Origin of the sequence: Blautia sp. NSJ-175 (assembly GCF_022867815.1) — a bacterium.
Taxonomy (GTDB): Bacteria; Bacillota; Clostridia; order Lachnospirales; family Lachnospiraceae; genus Blautia; species Blautia celeris.
In genome coordinates this window covers 43,599-61,970 of sequence record NZ_JALIFQ010000003.1, presented here as the reverse complement: position 1 = coordinate 61,970, position 18,372 = coordinate 43,599, and the positions used below count along the sequence as shown (strand labels likewise).

22 protein-coding genes are annotated in these 18,372 nt (G+C 46.1%); all 22 read left to right on the top strand.

Features of this window, described 5'->3' with window-relative positions; genetic code table 11:
• The first annotated feature begins 4 nt into the window (after nt 1-4).
• The 22 genes from MUB35_RS05870 to MUB35_RS05765 all read left to right on the top strand — a co-directional run bounded on the left by MUB35_RS05870 (nt 5) and on the right by MUB35_RS05765 (nt 18,368).
• Nucleotides 5-187, top strand: coding sequence for a hypothetical protein (locus tag MUB35_RS05870; protein WP_244805872.1), 183 nt, complete (start codon nt 5-7; stop codon nt 185-187).
• Nucleotides 174-764 (top strand): hypothetical protein, encoded by a 591-nt coding sequence (locus MUB35_RS05865; protein ID WP_244805871.1) that lies wholly within the window; start codon nt 174-176, stop codon nt 762-764. Before MUB35_RS05870 ends, MUB35_RS05865 begins: the two co-directional genes overlap by 14 nt.
• A complete protein-coding gene (locus MUB35_RS05860) occupies nt 765-1,448 on the top strand; it encodes an AAA family ATPase (RefSeq protein WP_244805870.1) in 684 nt (227 codons plus the stop codon).
• Nucleotides 1,423-2,046, top strand: coding sequence for a hypothetical protein (locus MUB35_RS05855; protein WP_244805869.1), 624 nt, complete (start codon nt 1,423-1,425; stop codon nt 2,044-2,046). Before MUB35_RS05860 ends, MUB35_RS05855 begins: the two co-directional genes overlap by 26 nt.
• Nucleotides 2,024-2,641, top strand: a complete 618-nt coding sequence (locus tag MUB35_RS05850; protein WP_244805868.1) for a CHC2 zinc finger domain-containing protein — start codon at nt 2,024-2,026, stop codon at nt 2,639-2,641. The genes MUB35_RS05855 and MUB35_RS05850 overlap by 23 nt, the downstream gene beginning before the upstream one ends.
• Nucleotides 2,571-4,493, top strand: a complete 1,923-nt coding sequence (locus MUB35_RS05845; RefSeq protein WP_244805867.1) for a DUF927 domain-containing protein — start codon at nt 2,571-2,573, stop codon at nt 4,491-4,493. The genes MUB35_RS05850 and MUB35_RS05845 overlap by 71 nt, the downstream gene beginning before the upstream one ends.
• Before the next feature lie 299 nt (nt 4,494-4,792).
• Nucleotides 4,793-5,203: a Holliday junction resolvase RecU gene (locus tag MUB35_RS05840; protein ID WP_244805866.1), complete on the top strand. Its 411-nt coding sequence runs from the start codon at nt 4,793-4,795 to the stop codon at nt 5,201-5,203.
• On the top strand, nt 5,200-6,585 hold the full coding sequence (locus tag MUB35_RS05835) for a DEAD/DEAH box helicase (protein WP_244805865.1): 1,386 nt from the start codon (nt 5,200-5,202) through the stop codon (nt 6,583-6,585). The genes MUB35_RS05840 and MUB35_RS05835 overlap by 4 nt, the downstream gene beginning before the upstream one ends.
• Nucleotides 6,582-6,923 (top strand): hypothetical protein, encoded by a 342-nt coding sequence (locus tag MUB35_RS05830; RefSeq protein ID WP_244805864.1) that lies wholly within the window; start codon nt 6,582-6,584, stop codon nt 6,921-6,923. Before MUB35_RS05835 ends, MUB35_RS05830 begins: the two co-directional genes overlap by 4 nt.
• Nucleotides 6,924-6,980: 57 nt before the next feature.
• Entirely contained in the window at nt 6,981-8,117 is a 1,137-nt protein-coding gene (locus MUB35_RS05825) for a phosphoadenosine phosphosulfate reductase domain-containing protein (RefSeq protein ID WP_244805863.1), read from the top strand.
• Nucleotides 8,114-9,019 (top strand): radical SAM protein, encoded by a 906-nt coding sequence (locus tag MUB35_RS05820; protein WP_244805862.1) that lies wholly within the window; start codon nt 8,114-8,116, stop codon nt 9,017-9,019. Before MUB35_RS05825 ends, MUB35_RS05820 begins: the two co-directional genes overlap by 4 nt.
• Nucleotides 9,020-9,057: 38 nt before the next feature.
• Nucleotides 9,058-9,219 carry a hypothetical protein gene (locus MUB35_RS05815; protein ID WP_244805861.1) on the top strand — a complete coding sequence of 54 codons (162 nt, stop codon included), beginning with the start codon at nt 9,058-9,060 and terminating at the stop codon, nt 9,217-9,219.
• Complete coding sequence (locus MUB35_RS05810; RefSeq protein WP_244805860.1) at nt 9,216-9,410, top strand: NrdR family transcriptional regulator; 195 nt, start codon at nt 9,216-9,218, stop codon at nt 9,408-9,410. Before MUB35_RS05815 ends, MUB35_RS05810 begins: the two co-directional genes overlap by 4 nt.
• Nucleotides 9,404-9,691 carry a hypothetical protein gene (locus MUB35_RS05805; protein ID WP_244805859.1) on the top strand — a complete coding sequence of 96 codons (288 nt, stop codon included), beginning with the start codon at nt 9,404-9,406 and terminating at the stop codon, nt 9,689-9,691. Before MUB35_RS05810 ends, MUB35_RS05805 begins: the two co-directional genes overlap by 7 nt.
• Nucleotides 9,692-9,697: 6 nt before the next feature.
• A complete protein-coding gene (locus MUB35_RS05800; protein ID WP_244805858.1) occupies nt 9,698-10,114 on the top strand; it encodes a sigma factor-like helix-turn-helix DNA-binding protein in 417 nt (138 codons plus the stop codon).
• A 739-nt stretch (nt 10,115-10,853) separates the two neighbouring features.
• Nucleotides 10,854-11,645: a phage terminase small subunit gene (gene terS, locus MUB35_RS05795; protein WP_244805857.1), complete on the top strand. Its 792-nt coding sequence runs from the start codon at nt 10,854-10,856 to the stop codon at nt 11,643-11,645.
• A complete protein-coding gene (locus MUB35_RS05790) occupies nt 11,605-12,963 on the top strand; it encodes a terminase large subunit domain-containing protein (RefSeq protein ID WP_244805856.1) in 1,359 nt (452 codons plus the stop codon). The genes terS and MUB35_RS05790 overlap by 41 nt, the downstream gene beginning before the upstream one ends.
• A gap of 9 nt (nt 12,964-12,972) precedes the next feature.
• Nucleotides 12,973-14,490, top strand: coding sequence for a phage portal protein (locus MUB35_RS05785; RefSeq protein ID WP_244805855.1), 1,518 nt, complete (start codon nt 12,973-12,975; stop codon nt 14,488-14,490).
• A gap of 9 nt (nt 14,491-14,499) precedes the next feature.
• The gene (locus MUB35_RS05780; RefSeq protein WP_244805854.1) at nt 14,500-16,191 is read left to right on the top strand and encodes a phage minor capsid protein; all 1,692 of its coding nucleotides are present in this window, start codon (nt 14,500-14,502) and stop codon (nt 16,189-16,191) included.
• Nucleotides 16,188-16,403 carry a hypothetical protein gene (locus tag MUB35_RS05775; RefSeq protein ID WP_244805853.1) on the top strand — a complete coding sequence of 72 codons (216 nt, stop codon included), beginning with the start codon at nt 16,188-16,190 and terminating at the stop codon, nt 16,401-16,403. Before MUB35_RS05780 ends, MUB35_RS05775 begins: the two co-directional genes overlap by 4 nt.
• Nucleotides 16,404-16,634: 231 nt before the next feature.
• Nucleotides 16,635-17,168 carry a phage scaffolding protein gene (locus tag MUB35_RS05770; protein WP_244805852.1) on the top strand — a complete coding sequence of 178 codons (534 nt, stop codon included), beginning with the start codon at nt 16,635-16,637 and terminating at the stop codon, nt 17,166-17,168.
• A 6-nt stretch (nt 17,169-17,174) separates the two neighbouring features.
• On the top strand, nt 17,175-18,368 hold the full coding sequence (locus MUB35_RS05765) for a phage major capsid protein (protein WP_244805851.1): 1,194 nt from the start codon (nt 17,175-17,177) through the stop codon (nt 18,366-18,368).
• Nucleotides 18,369-18,372 lie beyond the last annotated feature (4 nt).

Genomic DNA, 18,372 nt, shown 5'->3' with positions numbered 1-18,372 from the left:
GCTTATGGATGAGAAGATAGAAATGACACCATACCGCATGGGCCAGCTCATGGAGCTATCAGCAAAGCTTACCAAGACCATGGTCTCATCTGTGTGGCACTTAACTTTTGAGGAAATGGAGTTTGTGCTGGACGGGATCCGGCATGGGATTGAAAAAGGCAAGGAGGAAAGAAATGTTCCTAAATAAGACAATATTTAAGAAATGGATAAAGAATGCTATTAATCATGGCGGACTGACCGTTGGCTACCTATATGACGGACTGGTGATAGCCGGGAGCCCATGGGTAGTGTGGGTGGATGAGAATTTTATCCCCAACTGGGTAAAAGCCGCAGTTATGGAATATACGGGGGAACTCCCAAAGTACGGCTGTGTTTTTAAGGCTGAAAAAGACAGTCCTATACAATATGAGATTTCAGAAAATGCATTTCTGAACCTTCCGGAGCGCTTTATGGAGGCAAAAACTCCGTTTACAGTGACGCCTGTCGTATATGCCGCAAACTGGAACTCCTATAGGATAATGCAGTGCAGGCATACAAACAGACTGATCGCCGTGTCAGAAGATTTATACGGAATAATAGACCTGAAAGATCTGGAAAATGAGAGCGCACCTATGGGGCCATCAGCCAGGAATGAACAAGGAGATATCATGCTTTGGAAAAATGACAGTTCAGCCCTGGCCATCTGCAGCAGTAAATTAGGAGATGACGGGAACCGGGTGCTGGATGCGCTTGAGCGGATTGATTTCAGGAAGGAGGACAAATAGATGGGGATACCGGTATTGATCATAGGTAAGTCCGGCGCAGGGAAAAGCCGGAGCTTAAAAAACTGTGTAGACAAAGACTTTGGGCTAATACGTGTATTGAACAAACCCCTGCCTTTCAAAGGGAAGCTGCTGGGGAATGTGTGCAGCGATTACAGCAAGATCAAAGCAGCGGTAAAGAGCGCACAATGGCCGAGATCTATAGTAATTGATGACGCCGGTTATCTGATCACCGGACAGTTTATGGACGGGCACAACACCACGGGCAAGGGGAACGCCGTCTTTTCCCTGTATAACCAGCTTGCCGATGATTTTTACAGACTGGTGAAATGCATTGCAGATGAAGCTCCGGAGGACAGGATCGTTTATGTCATCATGCATGAGGACACCAACGATTTCGGGGATATCAAGCCCAAAACTATCGGGAAGCTGCTGGATGAGAAAGTCTGCCTGGAAGGGATGTTCACCATTGTCCTGCGGGCAGTCAAGGGTGAGCGGTATGCGTTCGTGACTCAGTCCAGGGATGGCGCGGTGAGCAAGGCACCGGATGACATGTTTGCCGATATTGAGATTGACAATGACCTCCTGATGGTGGATACCACTATCAGGGAGTATTACGGGATAGAAAATCCAAAGAACAAAGAAAGCGAGGATAAGAAAGATGATAAAGAAACCACAGGGGTATGATGAAGCGCAGGCTTATACAGGGGAATCCATGCAGCTTCCGGCAGGGCTGTATATCTGTAAGATAAGACAGGTCAGTGAGACACAGTCACAGAATGAAAGACCGCAGATGGCGATCCTGTTTGATATTGCCGAAGGGGAGCATAAAGATTTTTACCAGTCCCAGTATGAACTGGCAAAGAGCATGAGCGGAGATAAAGCAAAATGGAAAGGCGTTTATAAGCAGATCATGGACGGCTCCAGCCTGCCGTTTTTCAAGGGGCTGATGACCAGCATCGAAAGGTCGAACCCTGGTTATCAGTTCCCTTGGGGCCAGGAGGGAAATGAAAAAACTCTCATCGGAAAGAAATTCGGTGCGGTGATGGGGCGTGAGCAGTTTGAAACAGATGACCATAGGATGGCATTCGCTACAAAGATATTTCAGATCCGTAGTATTGACGGCCTGAAGGATGCAAAGATACCAGAAGATAAGCTGTTGGAAAACACAGCAAGCGCTGCAGTATCTGCTCCTGTTTCGGCCCCGTCTTCAGATCCGCAACTCGCAGGCAGGGGATTTATGGGCATCCCGGATGATATTGATGAAGAGCTTCCATTTATGTAAAGAAGATTACCAGGAGATCAAACAGCAGGTGGGTATGCGTCAGGCGGCTGATTTTTATGGATATCCGGTGGACAGGCAGGGGCGGTGCCTCTGCCCTTTCCATAATGACAAAAAGCCCAGCATGAAGATATATCCGAATGATAAGGGGTATTATTGTTTTTCCTGCGGTGCGGGAGGGGATGTTATCACATTTGTCTCCAGGCTGTATGAGATCAATAATGAGGGCGCGGCCAGAAAGCTGATAGAAGACTTTTCCCTGCCCATAAAAACAGAAGGGCTTTCCTACCGGGAAAAGAGAGAAAGGGAACAGCGGATCAGGGAGAGAAAGCGGCGGGAACAGTTCCGGAGGGAAGCTTATACCGTGCTAGAAGTGTATAGACGGCTCCTGTGTGAGGCGATAAGGGACCCGCGGGACCGGCATTTTGTAGAGGCAGCACAGGAGCTCACGATCGTAGAGTACCGCCTGGATTGCCTGAGGAACGACCTGGAGGATTATTTTAACGATGAAAAGGCGGTGAAGAAGGTTGGAGAGATCCGAAAACGAGTTATTGACTGGTATGGAAGCTTTGACGGCGGGGGAGCCATTTCCAGATGAAATCTTTTATAAGATCTTCGAGATAGAAGGCAATGTGGAACGCGCCCAGTACATAGAAGCTCTGAAAAATAAGGCAAGGCAGATGAAACGGGCAAATGAGTTCAATTCTATCCTAAAAGCCTTCTTTATGGATTACAGTCAGAAGATGAAGGAAACGGGCAATACTACGAATTTCACCGGCCAGGTGCTGGAACTGCAGTGCGGACCCTGGAGAGCGAATGACCTGGGGGTATCCATGCAGAAATTTGACAACCATGGACAGCCGGTCTTTGTCAACGCCTGTACCCACCCCATCCTGCCGGTAGAAATCTATAAAAATGTGGATACCGGAAGGGAACGGGTAAAACTGGCCTATTTTAAATATGGACAGTGGCAGAATGTAACCGTGAACCGTAAGGTATGTGCGGATAATTCCGCCATTGTTGATGTGCTGAGTGATATCGGCATTGAGGTCACATCTGAGAACGCAAAGCCTCTTGTCAAGTATATCAGTGACTGCATCGGGCTTAATCCGGCTAAACTGGCACCAAGAAAGTCCATCAACCGTCTGGGATGGGCAGGGAGTGAGTTTATGCCCTACGCAGATGATATTGTATATGACGGAGACGAAACTTTTGACGTGATCTATAAAAACATCAAGGAAAACGGCAGCTATGCCGTCTGGAAAGAGCACTGCAGCATCCTGCGGCAGAATAAGATCGTGCGCATGGCGTTTGCTGCTAGTTTTGCAAGCTGTCTGATCGAGCTGGTGAATGCGCTGCCATTTGTGTTCCATATCTGGTCAGGGGAATCAGGTACATGCAAGACGGTTGCTATTATGGCAGCTATGTCCATTTGGGGTAATCCTAAGATGGGCGGACTTGTCAAGACCATGAACACCACAAAGGTAAATATCATGCGGACATCTGCGTTTTTGTACTCGATCCCATATGCGGGTGATGAACTGCAGACAATGAAGGACAAGTGGACGACAAATTTTGATCAACTGATATATCAGATAACGGAAGGTATTGACCGTGGGCGCGGCAGGGCTACAGGCGGCGTGGAAGAAACAAAGACATGGCGGTGCAGCTACATGTTTACAGGGGAAGAACCGATCACAAAACAAAACAGCCGTGCAGGCTCTAAGAACCGTGTCATAGAGATCGAGGTGGAAGAAAAGCTCCTGGAAGATGGAAACCGGACGGTGGGTATCCTGACAGAAAATTATGGATATGCCGGAAAAATACTGGTTGAATATCTCCAGGGAGTGGAAAAGAAAGAACTGCAGGAGGAGTACAAGAGATATTTTGATGTCATGTGCAAACTGGACACCACAGAGAAGCAGGCAATGGCAATGGCCTGTATCTTATTGGCGGACAGGATCCTAACGGAAGTTGTTTTTACAGGTGAGAGGCCGCTCACGGTTGATGATGTAAAAATGTATCTGCGTAGCGCAAATGAGGTAGATGTTGCAGAACGGTCTTATCAGTCAATCTTGAACTGGATCGCAAAAAACCCGGTACGCTTTCAGAACCCAAATGAGGAGGATTCCGCGAACAAAGGGGAGGTATGGGGCCGGATTGATGATGATGGAGAGCATCCAGAGACACCGCCGGTGGCTGTCATCAACAAGGATGTACTGTGTGAGTTCCTGGAAAAAGGCGGGTTCGACTATGCTGCAGTTAGCAAGAAGTGGGCTGAAAAAGGGTATTTGGTGAAGAATACCCAGGGGAAATGTGTGCATCAGACTAAGGTATACGGGCTAAAAGCCAGTTACATCAAGATAGTTATGAAATCAGATACAGATAAAGATGGATTTATGCAGGCGGAGGATATTGAAGATGGACAGATGGAACTGCCGTTTGATTAAAAGTCTTACCGGAATATTTTTGGTAAGACGCTTGGTAAGACCATAAAACCCGCTTAAAATGCGGCTTTAAGATATATAGTCTTACCGTCTTACTAGTCTTACCGGTTACCATACGAAGAACCCCAGTAAAGAAAAATGATATTTTTTTTTGTGTTGTAAAAAAGTGCGTCTATGTTCCCGGTTTTTAGGTAAGATGGTAAGACCCCTTGATTTTACTGGGGTTTCGGGCTGTTTTTTGGCAAAATCGGCGTAAGACAAAATCGGAAAATGGTAAGACCTTATGATTGGAGTGATAAGAAATGAGCAATAAAAGTAATGGGACAGCCTTTGAAAAGGAATTTGCACAGATGCTTTCAGAACATGGATTCTGGGTACACAGGATGCAGGACAACCAGAACGGCCAGCCATTCGATGTGATAGCGGCCAGGGACGGGGAAACGTTGGTATTTGACTGTAAGGATTGTCGGTCCGGCAGCTTTTATTTACGCAGAATAGAGGAAAACCAGAAAAACGCTATGAAGCTATGGATGGAATGTGGCAACTCGGAAGGAATCTTTGTGGTGAGATTTCCGGATGGGGAGGCATTCCTCATGGGAATCAGTGACCTGGAAGAAGCATGGTCCAATGGGATACGGCATATAGACCGCGGACATGCGAAATATTATGGAGCGCCTTTGGGTGCATGGCTTGAAAGGATTGAGCAGTTATGAAAGTAACCATCAGCAACGAAATACGGATACAAGACCCGCCCCAGGAACTGATTGAGACGGTAAGGCAGGAGCTCACCATGCCGAACCCGGATTATATCAAGAAGCAGCGTATGGGACTCTGGACGGGAAATACAGACCAGCAGTTGTATTTCTATCACGTGGATGGATCAAGCCTGGTGATCCCGTGTGGCGCGGGGAAGCTGGTAAGGCCGTACCGGGGCGCAGACACCATCATTGAACAGGATTTGGCGGATAATGGGTCAATCCTATACCCTGGCGCAGAAGTCCCTTTATATGACTATCAGAAGGAGGCTGTGGAAGCAATGGAGATAGCTGGATGCGGCATCTTGCAAAGCCCCTGCGGCAGCGGCAAGACACAGATGGGGATAGCCCTTGCTGCGAAACTGCAGCGTAGAACTCTGTGGGTAACGCATACGGCTGACCTTCTGAACCAGTCATACGATAGGGCAAGGCAATATTATCCAGAAGATATCCTGGGCAGGATAACGGCAGGCAGGGTCCATATCGGCAGTCACATGACATTCGCAACCGTGCAGACACTTAGCAAACTGGACCTGCTGAAATATAAATACACTTGGGATGTGGTGATCGTGGATGAATGCCACAGGGTATCCGGTACGCCGGCAAGCGCGAAGATGTTTTACCGGGTGATCAGCAGTCTGGCATCAAGATATAAATATGGCCTGAGTGCCACGGTACACCGTGCTGATGGGCTGATAAAAAGCACATTTGCTGTTCTTGGGGAGGTACGGTACCAGGTACCGGATAAGGCTGTGGCAGAAAAGACGATGCAAGTACAGGTTTTGCGGCGTGACACCGGGATAGAAATAAACAGGTGCTGCCTGGATACGGATGGAACACTGGTATACAGTAAACTGATCCCTTACTTGACCGAAAGTCTGGAAAGGAACCAGATGATCGTAGGAGACCTGGTGGCAAACCGGGGGCATCACAACCTGATATTGTCTGACCGACTGCAGCACCTGCAGCAGCTGCGCACCATGCTACCGGCAGAACTCTGGGAGCTGACCGCCATGATCGACGGTAAGATGACAAGCAAGTCGGCAAAGGCCAAAAGGATCCAGGCCATAGAGGATATGCGTTCGGGCAGGATACGGTATCTGTTTGCTTCCTTCAGCCTGGCAAAAGAGGGGCTGGACATCCCGAGGCTTGACCGCTTATATCTTACAACACCGAAAAAGGATTATGCGGTGGTGACACAGAGCATCGGACGAATCGCCAGGACTTTTGAAGGCAAGGGACAGCCGGTTTGTTATGACTATGTGGATGAGATTGGATTTTGTGAAAACCAGTGGAAACGGCGTCGTACAAGTTATCGGAAAGCGGGGTGTATCTTATGACAGATGAACTTTTAAAAGAAGTAATGAGACTACAGGGGATCAGGAAGAAAAATGAATCCCAGATACCTGTTGAACTCCTGCAGACGAAATATAAGAAATCCTATGACAGGCTGTGTGCAGAGCTGAAGGAGAAGCAGTGCCAGCTCCGTGCGGAATACATGAAGCGGGTGCGTACCCTGGCGGATATCATGTCAAACAGTGTATATGCGGAGGACCCGAAGGAATTCCTGGATACGATAAAGGAGCAGTATAAAGAGACTATGCTTCCGGATAATTTGGATGTTATCTTCTTGGAAGCATTTGAGGATTATTTGGATATGATTAAAAAAACAAAATAATAAATCTGAGAAAGGAGCCAGCCTCGCGCGAAAAGGTATACCGGGCTTCTTAGAAAAATGAGACAAACAAAGAAAAATAGCAAGGAAGTATACCATTCAAGAGTATACACAGATCGTCCAGCATATGCTGACTTTGATGCGCCGGGAAAATTTCAGGCAATACAGTCAATCATTGCAAGGAGATTGAAGGAACATCCGAATGCAATATGCTCGTATTCCGGTGGAAGCGATAGCGATATCATGCTCGACTTAATAGAACGCACAAGAAAAGCGTTCGGTCTGCCTGAAGTCAAATACTGTTTTTTTAATACCGGACTTGAAATGAAGGCAATAAAAGAGCATGTAAGGGATGTTGCAGACAAGTATGGTGTTGAAATAACGGAATACAGGCCAAAGAAAAACATTGTGCAGTCCACAAGAGAATATGGCATTCCGTTTATCTCAAAAATAGTATCAAGTGCAATGGAAACGGTACAGAGAAAAGAACTTCCGTTTTCCATCAAAGAAGAATACGACAATGCGGAGGATAAAGCAGCAAAGAGAGCGGAGTTGCGGGAGCGGTATCCAAAATCAGAGCAAGGAATCAATTTTATATGTTGCTGTAACCGGGATGGGGAGCCAAGACCGAATATACAGCTCGTGATTAACTCTTCAAAATATTTGTATGAGTTTATGGTTGAGAATCCTTGTGATTTCAAGATTAGTGCAAAATGCTGCGACTACTGCAAAAAACAAGTCGCACACAAGGTACAGGCGGAATATGAGATGATTATTACGGGAGAACGCCGGGACGAGGGTGGTATGCGCTCCGTGCCAAAGTCTGAAGATGCAAACGGAACGATGTGTTTCTCGGAAACAAGCAGCGGGCAGTTCCGGTTAAAGCCACTGTATTATGTATCTGATGCAGATAAGGCGTGGTATAAAGAGCGGTACGGACTCAAGTATTCAGATGCTTATGAGGTGTATGGACTGAAGCGTACTGGGTGTTGCGGATGTAGTATTTCAGCAACAGCAGTAGAGGATCTGGAAAAGATAAGACCATACGAACCGAATATTGTTAAGGCTGCATGGAATATCTTTGGGGATAGCTACAAGTACAGACAAAGATATAACGACTTCAAGAAGATGAAACAGGCTGAGGAAAAGAGAGGCGGCCAGATAAGCATATTTGACTTCCCGGAGGTGCTGCCATGAAAATAGGACTAATAGATGTAGATGGGCATAATTTCCCAAATCTGCCACTCATGAAATTATCTACATGGCATAAACAGAATGGAGATCAAGTGGAATGGTACGACCCTCTTACAGCGTGGCAAAGACCACCGGACAGGGTATATATGAGTAAAGTGTTTTCGTTTTCACCAGACTATACCCATCCGGTTAATGCAAAGGAGATCATGCGGGGTGGTACTGGGTACTATTACCCAGACGGGGGTGCGGAGCTGCCGAAAGAAATTGAACATATTTACCCCGATTACACTTTGTATCCGCAATACACCAAGGATACAGCGTATGGATTCCTGACAAGGGGATGCCCTCGGGGGTGCGGTTTCTGCATTGTTGGGGACAAAGAGGGACGGATCAGCCGCAAGGTGGCAGACCTATCGGAGTTCTGGAAAGGACAGAAAAATATAATCCTTCTTGACCCCAATATAACGGCCTGCAAGGATTGGCATGAGCTGTTCGGGCAACTTATAGACAGCCAAGCATGGGTTGATTTCTCGCAGGGCCTAGATATACGACTAATGACCGAGGGAAAAGCTGAAATGCTAAAGCGTATGAAAATTAAGCAGGTACACTTTGCTTGGGATAATTATAGTGACAAGGGCAAAATAATGCCGAAATTTAGGGATTTTAAAGATATCACAGGATGGGATCACCGGAAAATGTCCGTGTATGTACTCACCGGGTACAATACCACACTGGAGCAGGACCTTGACCGTGTATACACACTTAGGGACCTGGGGTATAGCCCATACATTATGATATACGACAAATATAAAAAGTGCCGAGGTGACGACCTGGTGCGCTTGCAGAGGTGGGTAAATTCCAGATTCGCATTTGCGGCTGTCAAAAGGTTTGAGGATTATAGATAGTGATGGAAGGATGATGCTATGACCAGAATGTGCGGCATATGCCACGAGCCAAAAAAGGAAGAAGAGTTCCGGCTGATGAAAAAGCAGAACAGATCATATGCCCTAACTGCGGGGCAAAGACAGGGAGAAAGAAAACGGAAGAAGAGGCAATAACAGCCTGGGAACGCCGTATCTATACTGAGGAGAAAGGCGAATCATGAAGTGCAAGAAATGCGGCGGCAAAACGCAGGTAACAGACAGCGAAGAGAGCATAAGCGGGCATATGGTAATGAGGAGGAGACAGTGTCCTGCTTGCGGATACAGGTTTAAAACAACAGAGACTTTTTGGGAGGATGTAAAAGCACGGAATGACAGTATTAGAATACTTGGAAAGGAGAAAGATAGATGGTAAGAAACGGATCAGGCTGCCCGGACCCTACCTACGAGCAGGCATTGCCCGCGATCAGGCGGGAGGAAAACATAAGGGCGAGGGAAAAGCGGTACGGGGTACGCCGGGGAGAGGTTGTACATATCATTATAGATATTAAGGACGAGGGACGGAGGACCGTAAAGGTAAGCCGCCGGATGCAGGTCGTTAACCTGTATGAGCACCACATTCTCCTACGACATAAAACAGGAGCCTGTGAGAGCTATCAGTATAATGAGTTCCTTCAGATTTTAGACAGGAGGTGATAGCATATGGATAAGAAAACGCTTGAAAAGTATAAATTATGGAAGCGTGAGGCACAGTTGATCAACAAGCAGATAAGCAAACTTAAAGAGCGAAGGGACGCGCTCCCAGTAATTAAGGGTAAAGTACAGTCGTCTGACAATGAATTCCCGTATACCCAAAGGCGTATCAGTGTGGAAATGTATGAGCCTAAAGAAGCCGATAAAATCAAATGGGATATTATCAAAAAGCAGATGCAAAGAAATAAAATAGAATTAAAGATGATGGAAATAGAGGATTTTATAGGCTCGATTCCACCAGGGGAGACCAAGGAAATATTTGAGATGTATTTTTTGCAGGGAATGAAGCAATCAGAGGTTGCTGACACTATAGGATATAGTAGGGGACGCATTTCGCAAAAAATCAGCGAATATTTGAAAGATTAACACAATTAACACATAGAGTATGCTATAATTAAAATAGAACGAGTGTAACAAAAAGACAATATCCTCCTCTTTGTTATCCGGCTGCGGGGTGTCACAGCTCCGCGGCTGATTTGCCGGTCCCAGGTAATCCAGCAGGTTTGCCCCATTAGTGGGAAACATAGCGTGGATGCCGGGACGTCAGGCACTGCGCAGTAAGGCGTATAGGCAGTGCGGTTCCGTAATGGAGTAGATTGACGTCAAGAATTCCGAGGCTGCCGAAAATTTTCTGTACAGCTTGAAGTCCTGCAATGCTATAAAGCTGTAAAAAACTTTATCCGTAATAGATGAGACTGGCCGGTGATTGCAGTAGTCCGGCAATTACGGGTAGTGCTCTGGAAGTGCAAGCAGTTTATAGAGAGAACAAGATTCCCTGGTGTCCGGGGTAAGTCAGCAGTGCATACACTATAAGCTGCATATCCCAGGTCTGGGATAAAGAAATGGTCGTTGAATAAAATGACTGGCAGTACAGTGGTGTAATGGTAGCACAACGTTGATGTCGGTTCGACCCCGGCCTGTACTATAGCTTATCTGCCACCGGATCACCGGAGAGGCAGGGAGTACGACAGCATAATGTGCACTATGTGATGCCGTGGCCTCCAGGATTATCCCCTGGGGTAAGCAATGGAGAGCGTCTGGTCAGATAACTGGCTGGGCGCTTTTGTATAATCAGAAAACAAACACGATTGAGAGGTGGTGAGGCTTGGCAAGAGCACCTGATGCCAGGGCAGAACAGGCAAAAGAATTGTTTCTGTCAGGCAAGAAGCTGATTGAAATATCCGAACTCATGAAAATTCCGGAAGGAACAATCAGGAGCTGGAAGAATAGATACAAATGGGACAACGCAACGTTGCAAAAGTCTAAACGCAACGTTGCGAAAAAGCGCGGAGGCCAACCTGGAAACAGAAATGCGGAGGGAAACAAAGGCGGATCTGCGCCAAAGCAAAACAAAAATGCAGTCAAGACAGGAGAGTTTGAGACTCTCTTTTTTGATGCCCTGGAGCCAGAAGAGATGCGGCTTATCGGTATGGTACAGCCTGACAAAGAACAGCTCTTACTGCAGGAGATACAGCTTCTGACTGTTCGTGAACGCCGGATGCTGAAACGCATAGATAGCCTGCGCGAATTGGAAGAATGCACACCGGTGGAAGAAGATGACGAGCCAGGCGTCATCTCAACAAAAGTTCTGCCGGGCATGACAGTGACAAAATACACTGCAGGATTTGAAAAAGGCAAGATCACAGACTTGCGGGAATTTACGGGTATCCTTGGGCAGATACAGGCAGTTGAGGATGCCCTTACCAGAGTACAGGCCAGACGCCAGCGTGCCATAGAGGCATTACACAAGTTTGGGTACGATGACGCGCATCTGGAGCTTATAAAAGCCCAGACAGAGAAGATAACCGGGAACAACATGGAGGTTGAAGACCTGGAAGACATCGAGGAAGAGATTTATGGTGAGGGAAGCCAAGAGAAAGAAAACAATACAGTTTAACTTTTCTGAAAAGCATAAGGAATATATCAGACAGTGTGAGAAAAGCCTTTACAATGTTGCGGAAGGAGCTGTAAGGGCTGGAAAGACAGTGGATAATGTCTTTGCTTTTGCCCATGAACTCAAAACTGCACCGGACCGCATTCACCTTGCCACTGGATCCACAGTAGCTAATGCGAAACTTAATATCGGTGATTGCAACGGTATGGGGCTTGAATGGATATTCCGGGGACAATGCCACTGGGGAAAATACAAGGACAATGAAGCTCTTTTTGTCAAAGGCCCGGCAACAGGAAACCGTCAAAAGATTGTCATTTTTGCAGGTGCTGCAAAAGCGGATAGCTTTAAAAAAATCCGTGGTAACTCTTATGGGATGTGGATAGCCACAGAGATAAACCTGCATCATGACAATACGATCAAGGAGGCTTTTAACCGGCAGTTGGCAGCAAAACGCCTGAAAGTATTTTGGGACTTAAACCCAGACAACCCGAATGCCAGTATTTACACAGAATACATTGATAAATACAAGGAACAGTCAGACGCAGGGGAATTTATCGGCGGGTACAATTACATGCACTGTACGATATATGACAACATCAACATCACTCCGGAGCGTCTGCGGGAAACAGAAAGCAGGTATGATAAAAAGAGTATCTGGTATCTGAGAGATATCCTGGGGCAGAGGGTGGTGGCAAATGGCCTGATATATCGCCGGTTTGCGGATGATACCAGTACAAAACAATATGCCTTCCGCCTGGACGAGAAACCGAAAGATATTGCAGAGATCATCCTGGGTATCGATTTTGGTGGAAATGGTTCCGGTCATTCCTTCACGGCTATGGCTATCACAAGAGGATTCCAGAAAGTGGTTGTTTTAGCCTCGGAGTGGATTGACTGCAGCAAGGAGGAAATAGACCCGGAAGACCTCGGAAACAGATTCTGTAATTTCTGCCAGAAAATATTGAGCCGATATGGATTTATAACTGTAGTGAATGCGGACAGTGAAGCCCAGACGCTCATAGCGGGCATAAGAAGTAGCCTCAGGAAACATGGGCTTGGTTGGATAAGAGTTGATAATGCCCTTAAAACTGCTATAAACGATAGAATTGACGCCACTGCCATATTGATGGCACAAGGGCGTTTTTATTATATGGCGAAAGAGTGCGAGAGTCTTGTGAATGCTCTCTGTACAGCGGTGTGGAACCCGAAAAATCTGACCAAAAATGAACGGCTGGATGATGGGACCAGTGATATTGATAGTTTGGACAGCTTTGAATATACATTTGAGAAGTATATAAGTAAGCTGATCAGATATGGATAGAGGTGTGATATGAGATATTCAAAAATGATGATGATGGTACAAAAGGTCTTGAATGAATCATCTGAGACCAGTATAGATTTCTGTATGTCATCAGAAATGGCAAGTAAGATAGAACTCTGGTCCAGGATGTATGAGAATCACCCGCCTTGGAAGAGTAAAAACGTGGACGTGATGGGATTACCTGCGACCATTGCAGGAGAGATTGCAAGGCTCACAACATTGGAGTTAAAAACAGAATGCAAAGGCAGTGCACGGGCTGAGTATATAGATAAGGTGTACCAAAAAGTATTGGGCAGCCTTCGGATCTATACCGAGTACGGGTGCGCGAAAGGGGGATTGATATTCAAACCATATCCTTCTTTGAACGGTATTGACGTGCAGATTATCCAGGCAGACTGTTTTTTTCCTATCAGCTTCGACAGCTCCGGAAAAATCAGCCAGTGTGTTTTTCTTGAGCAGTTTAGACGTGGAAGTAAGATATATTCCCGTCTTGAGATTCATGCACTACAGAATCAGGTGCTAACAATTACTAACAGGGCATTTCTGAGCACCAATGATTTTACACTTGGGAGCGAGATCAATATAGGTATAGTGGATAGATGGGCAGAGCTGGTCCCATCTATTTCTTTTTCTGGTGTGGACAGACTGCCATTTGGATATTTTAAGGTGCCTCTTGCCAACGCAGAGGATTCAGACAGTCCGTTGGGAGTATCCGTATTTTCAAGGGCGCCTCATCTGATAAGAGAGGCTGATCGGAGATACAGTCAGATAAACTGGGAATATGATGCAAAAGAAGCAGCCGTGCATATGGCGCAGAGCCTTTTACGGCTGAACCCTCAAACACAGGAGTTTGAAGCACCAGAAGGAAAAGAGAGGTTGTATCGGGCATTTGATTATAATGTGGGCGCTACAGATAAACCGCTGTTGGAACCTTATTCCCCGGATATTCGGGACCAGTCTTATTTCAATGGCCTGAATAACCAGCTAAGACTGATCGAGTTTGCCTGCAACCTGGCATATGGTACCCTGTCAGATCCGAATAATGTTGATAAGACAGCGGAGGAAATAAAAACCAGCAAGCAACGATCATATCAATTTGTATCTGACACACAGGCAGAATTGCAGAAAGCACTGGATGACCTGCTCTATGCTATTGATTTTTACTGTACCGTTTATAACCTGGCGCCCTCTGGCAGTTATACAGCCACCTATGTGTGGGACGATTCCATTGTCAGGGATACAGACGCAATAATTGACAAAAATATCAAACTCACCCAGGCAGACCTACGTTCTCGTATCACGGCAATCATGGAAGTGAACAAATGTACAGAGGAAGAGGCCAGAGAAGAGATAAGGCGGATGGCAGAGGACAGTCAGATCACCGGGCAGGATGTGGACTGGACAGAAGGAGATTTGAATGAATCAGAACCGGAGAATGGTGACACCGAAGAAGTTGAAGAGGAAAAAAAGAAGAAAACCGATGATAGTCAGGGCCATGAAAAAACTGGTCCGGCTGATAAGAAGTAAGGTGATGGCATGACCCCATTGGAAAGTCAAAGGGCTGCAGATATCCCTACAGGCACATTTCAGGACCTGGAGGACCAGCTTATGGCAAATATCGTCCGTCATTGCAAAGATTATGATCAGCCGATTGCATCGGATGAATGGCTGATGCGGAAGCTGGCTGAGATCGGGAAACTGAATCAGGAAAATATCAAGATTATAGCAAAATCCACTGGCCTCTCTCAAACTGCAATGGAACGTATGCTCAATGAGATGGCGGAGAAAGTGCTGGGAGAAGTAGAACCTGGAATGAAGCAGCTTGTACAGCGTGGTCTGGTAGGTGAGGCAGTACCTGCAAAAAAAAGCAGAAATGTAAAACAGGTATTGACTACCATGCGAGGGCAGGCGAAAGATACGTTGAACCTTTGTAATACAACTATGCTGTATAAAGCCAGAGATGCCTATAAGAAACTGGTAGGCAATATAGTGTCAACGGCTGATGAAATAGCCGATAAACAGCAGAAGCTTGATATCCTAAACAAACATGCAACCTCTGCAGTGATCGGGGCAGAATCCCGTCAGCAGGCCCTTACAAAGTGTATCAAAGAGTTTAATGACAAGGGTATACCTGCTTTTGTTGATAAGCGGGGGCGAGAGTGGACTCCGGAAGCTTACGTCAATATGGCTATGCGGTCTACCAGTAATACGATGGCTGCAGAGGTACAGATGGCACGGGCAGATGATTATGGGCTTGATCTGGTAGAGGTGGACAGCCATTCCGGCGCTCGTCCAAAATGCGCCAGGGACCAGGGCAAAATATTTGACCGGTCCAACAAATCCAAAAAGTACCCGCATTGGAATACATCCAGCTACGGGGAGCCGGACGGCCTGCTGGGAATCAACTGTGGACACCATATCTTCCCATACATGGAGGGTGTAAGTATTCGCCGGTATTTTCCTACTGAGGACATGGACGCAAATGATAAATTGTATAAAGAGACTCAGGTGCAGCGTGCCTTTGAACGGGATGTCCGTAAGCAAAAACGGGAATGCATGCTGTATGATGAGATTGGAGCGGAAGATGCTTTTGAGGATGCAGCTGTTAAATTGAAATCCAAAGAGGCGAAGTTGAAAGCTTATGTTGATAAAAATGAACAGTTGCATAGACGGAAAGACAGAGAACAGGTTGTTGGTTTTGATAAGCGTGTGAGTGCAAAATCAGTTGGAAAGGCACAGAGCCATTATAAAAAATGGGCAAAATCAATTGGAGCGGAAAGCGGGCCCAAAACCCTTGCAGGCTTTTATGATTTGAAGTACAATGATAGTAAAGAAAGCCGGATATATAATGGATATGTGAAAGCAGTCAAAAAAGGTAGTATTTCTCCTCTTGTTGGGTATGATCAGTTTAAAGAAAATTATATTACCGCAGAAAAGTCACTTACGCGTATGACGCTGCCAGATGGACAGAAAATATCTGGAATCACAGCCCATTTTGTAGATAGGATGATAGGTCAGCAAGCGGCAGATGACATTCCGGCAAAAGGGAAACGAAAGGGTGTTTATTTATCAGATATAGAGGATACTGTGAGGTACGGTACCGTCCTTCCAGTTAAACTTGACAACATGGGAAGGAAAAGCCAAAGGATTGTTGGAGGCAAGTGTTCTATTTCTTATAACCCAGATACGGAAGAATTGATTCAAACAGAACCGAGGAGTGATAAATGATGGTTAAGTTGAGAGAGCACGAAATAAAGTTTTTGAAAGAAAATTTTAAAAATGCTGATGCATTGATCCAATCAGAAAAAGTAAATGATATACTGGATCCATTGGATGAATTGATTGTCTATCAGGGGTTTGATGAAGATTATGACTTAAATGAATGGGGACAAAAAGCACAGAAGATTTACGATGATATTTTCTATAATAACGAGGAATAAATACCACTGACTAATTGGCCGGTGGTATTTTTATTGCGCCGGCGCAACCGGGGAGAGGAGGAATAAACTTGAAACATTTTAAACGTACTTAGGAGGTGATCCAATTATCTCCCTTTGAGGCGCGGGGTGAAGCGTCTTATTTTTGTGTTTAAATTATGACCGTCCGATGTCGTAAAACTACGGGACCAGTGGGAGCGACCCCGTAAAAAGCGTATGGAGAGAGGAGAAGAAATGCAGAGAAAATTTTTAGAAGGACTGGGTTTAGAAAAAGAAGTTGTAGACAAAATTATGGTTGCCAACGGGACTGACATAGAAAACCTGAAGGCCGACAGGGATGAATACAAGCGGCAGTTAGGAGAGGCACAGCAGACCTTAAAGAGCTTCGAAGGTGTGGATATACAGGAACTGCAGGGGAAAATCACAAAACTCACAGAAGATCTGGCAGCAAAAGACACGGAGATACAGCAGAAACTTGCCGATAGGGATTTTGAAGATGCCCTGAAAGAGGCTATCACATCGGCAGGTGCAAGAAATGCAAAGGCAGTGATGGCATTGCTTGACCAGGATAGTTTAAAAACCAGCAAGAACCAGAAAGATGATATCCAGAAGGCGCTGGAAGTGGTAAAGAAAGAAAATGATTATCTTTTTCAGCCGGCAAAACCGCTTCCTAAGATGGTTTCAGTCACAGCGGGACCAAACCCAGCAGTAGATGATAAAAAAACGCAGGCAAACGAAGCTTTAAGAAGCTTATTTGGAAAGGAGTAAACAATTATGGCAGTTAATATTACAAACAGACAGGACGCAGAGGCGATCATCCGTGAACAGGTAGTTCAGACAATCTTCCAGGAGGCACCGAAGCAGTCCATATTTATGAGTCAGGCAAAGAAGTTGCCGAATATGACCAGCAAACAGACCAGGATCAGGGTTCTGGATTTTCTTCCCACCGCTTATTGGGTGGATGGTGATACTGGTATGAAACAGACAACCAGGCAGGCGTGGGATAATGTGTGGCTGACAGCCGGAGAACTGGCCGTTATCGTGCCTATCCCGGAAGCTGTATCGGATGATGCAGAATTTGACATCATGGGAGAGATCACACCGAGGGTAAATGAGGCCATCGGCCAGAAAGTAGATGCCGCTGTTATTTTTGGAGACAATAGGCCGCGTGAATGGCAGAATGACATCATCACGCTTGCCAGACAGGCTGGGAATAATGTACCGGTGAGCGCAGATTCCAATTATTATGATATCCTGCTGGGGGAAAATGGGGTATTTGCCAAAGTTGAACAGTATGGATATGGGGTAAGCGGTGTACTTTCTGGTCTGCATATGAAAGCAAAACTGAGGGGCCTGAGAGATGAAGTCGGAAGGCCAATCTTCAAGACAGACATGCAGGGCAGTACCCCGTATGCACTTGATGGTGCACCCATGCATTTCCCTGAAAATGGTGGATTTTATCCGGATATTGCCCAGTTGGTTGCGGGTGATTTTAAGCAGGCAGTATTCGCTATCCGTCAGGATGTCACTGTAAAGATTCTGGACCAGGGAGTCATTCAGGATCCTGTGACAAAAGAGATTGTGTACAACCTGGCTCAGCAGGATATGATCGCTCTGCGCGTTGTGTTCCGCATGGGCTGGGCGCTGCCGAATCCGGCCACCCGACTTGATTCTGACCGTCTGGGATGCCCGTTCGCGTACCTGGAGCCGACGACTCCGGTTGCAACACAGGTCGTTACGTTTACAGTAAAAGATAATACAGAATCCCCTGTAGCTATCAAAGATGCTATCGTAGATGTGAACGGTTCAAGACTGAAAACCAATGCCGCAGGACAGGCTGTGTTTAATCTCCGGCCGGGAATGTATCCTGTAAAGATTAAAAAGAACGGGTACATCCAGGTTAATGAGAGCGTGATTGTAGATAGCGCTGCCGTGACAAAAGATGCAACGCTTATTCCTGCTAAATGATAGG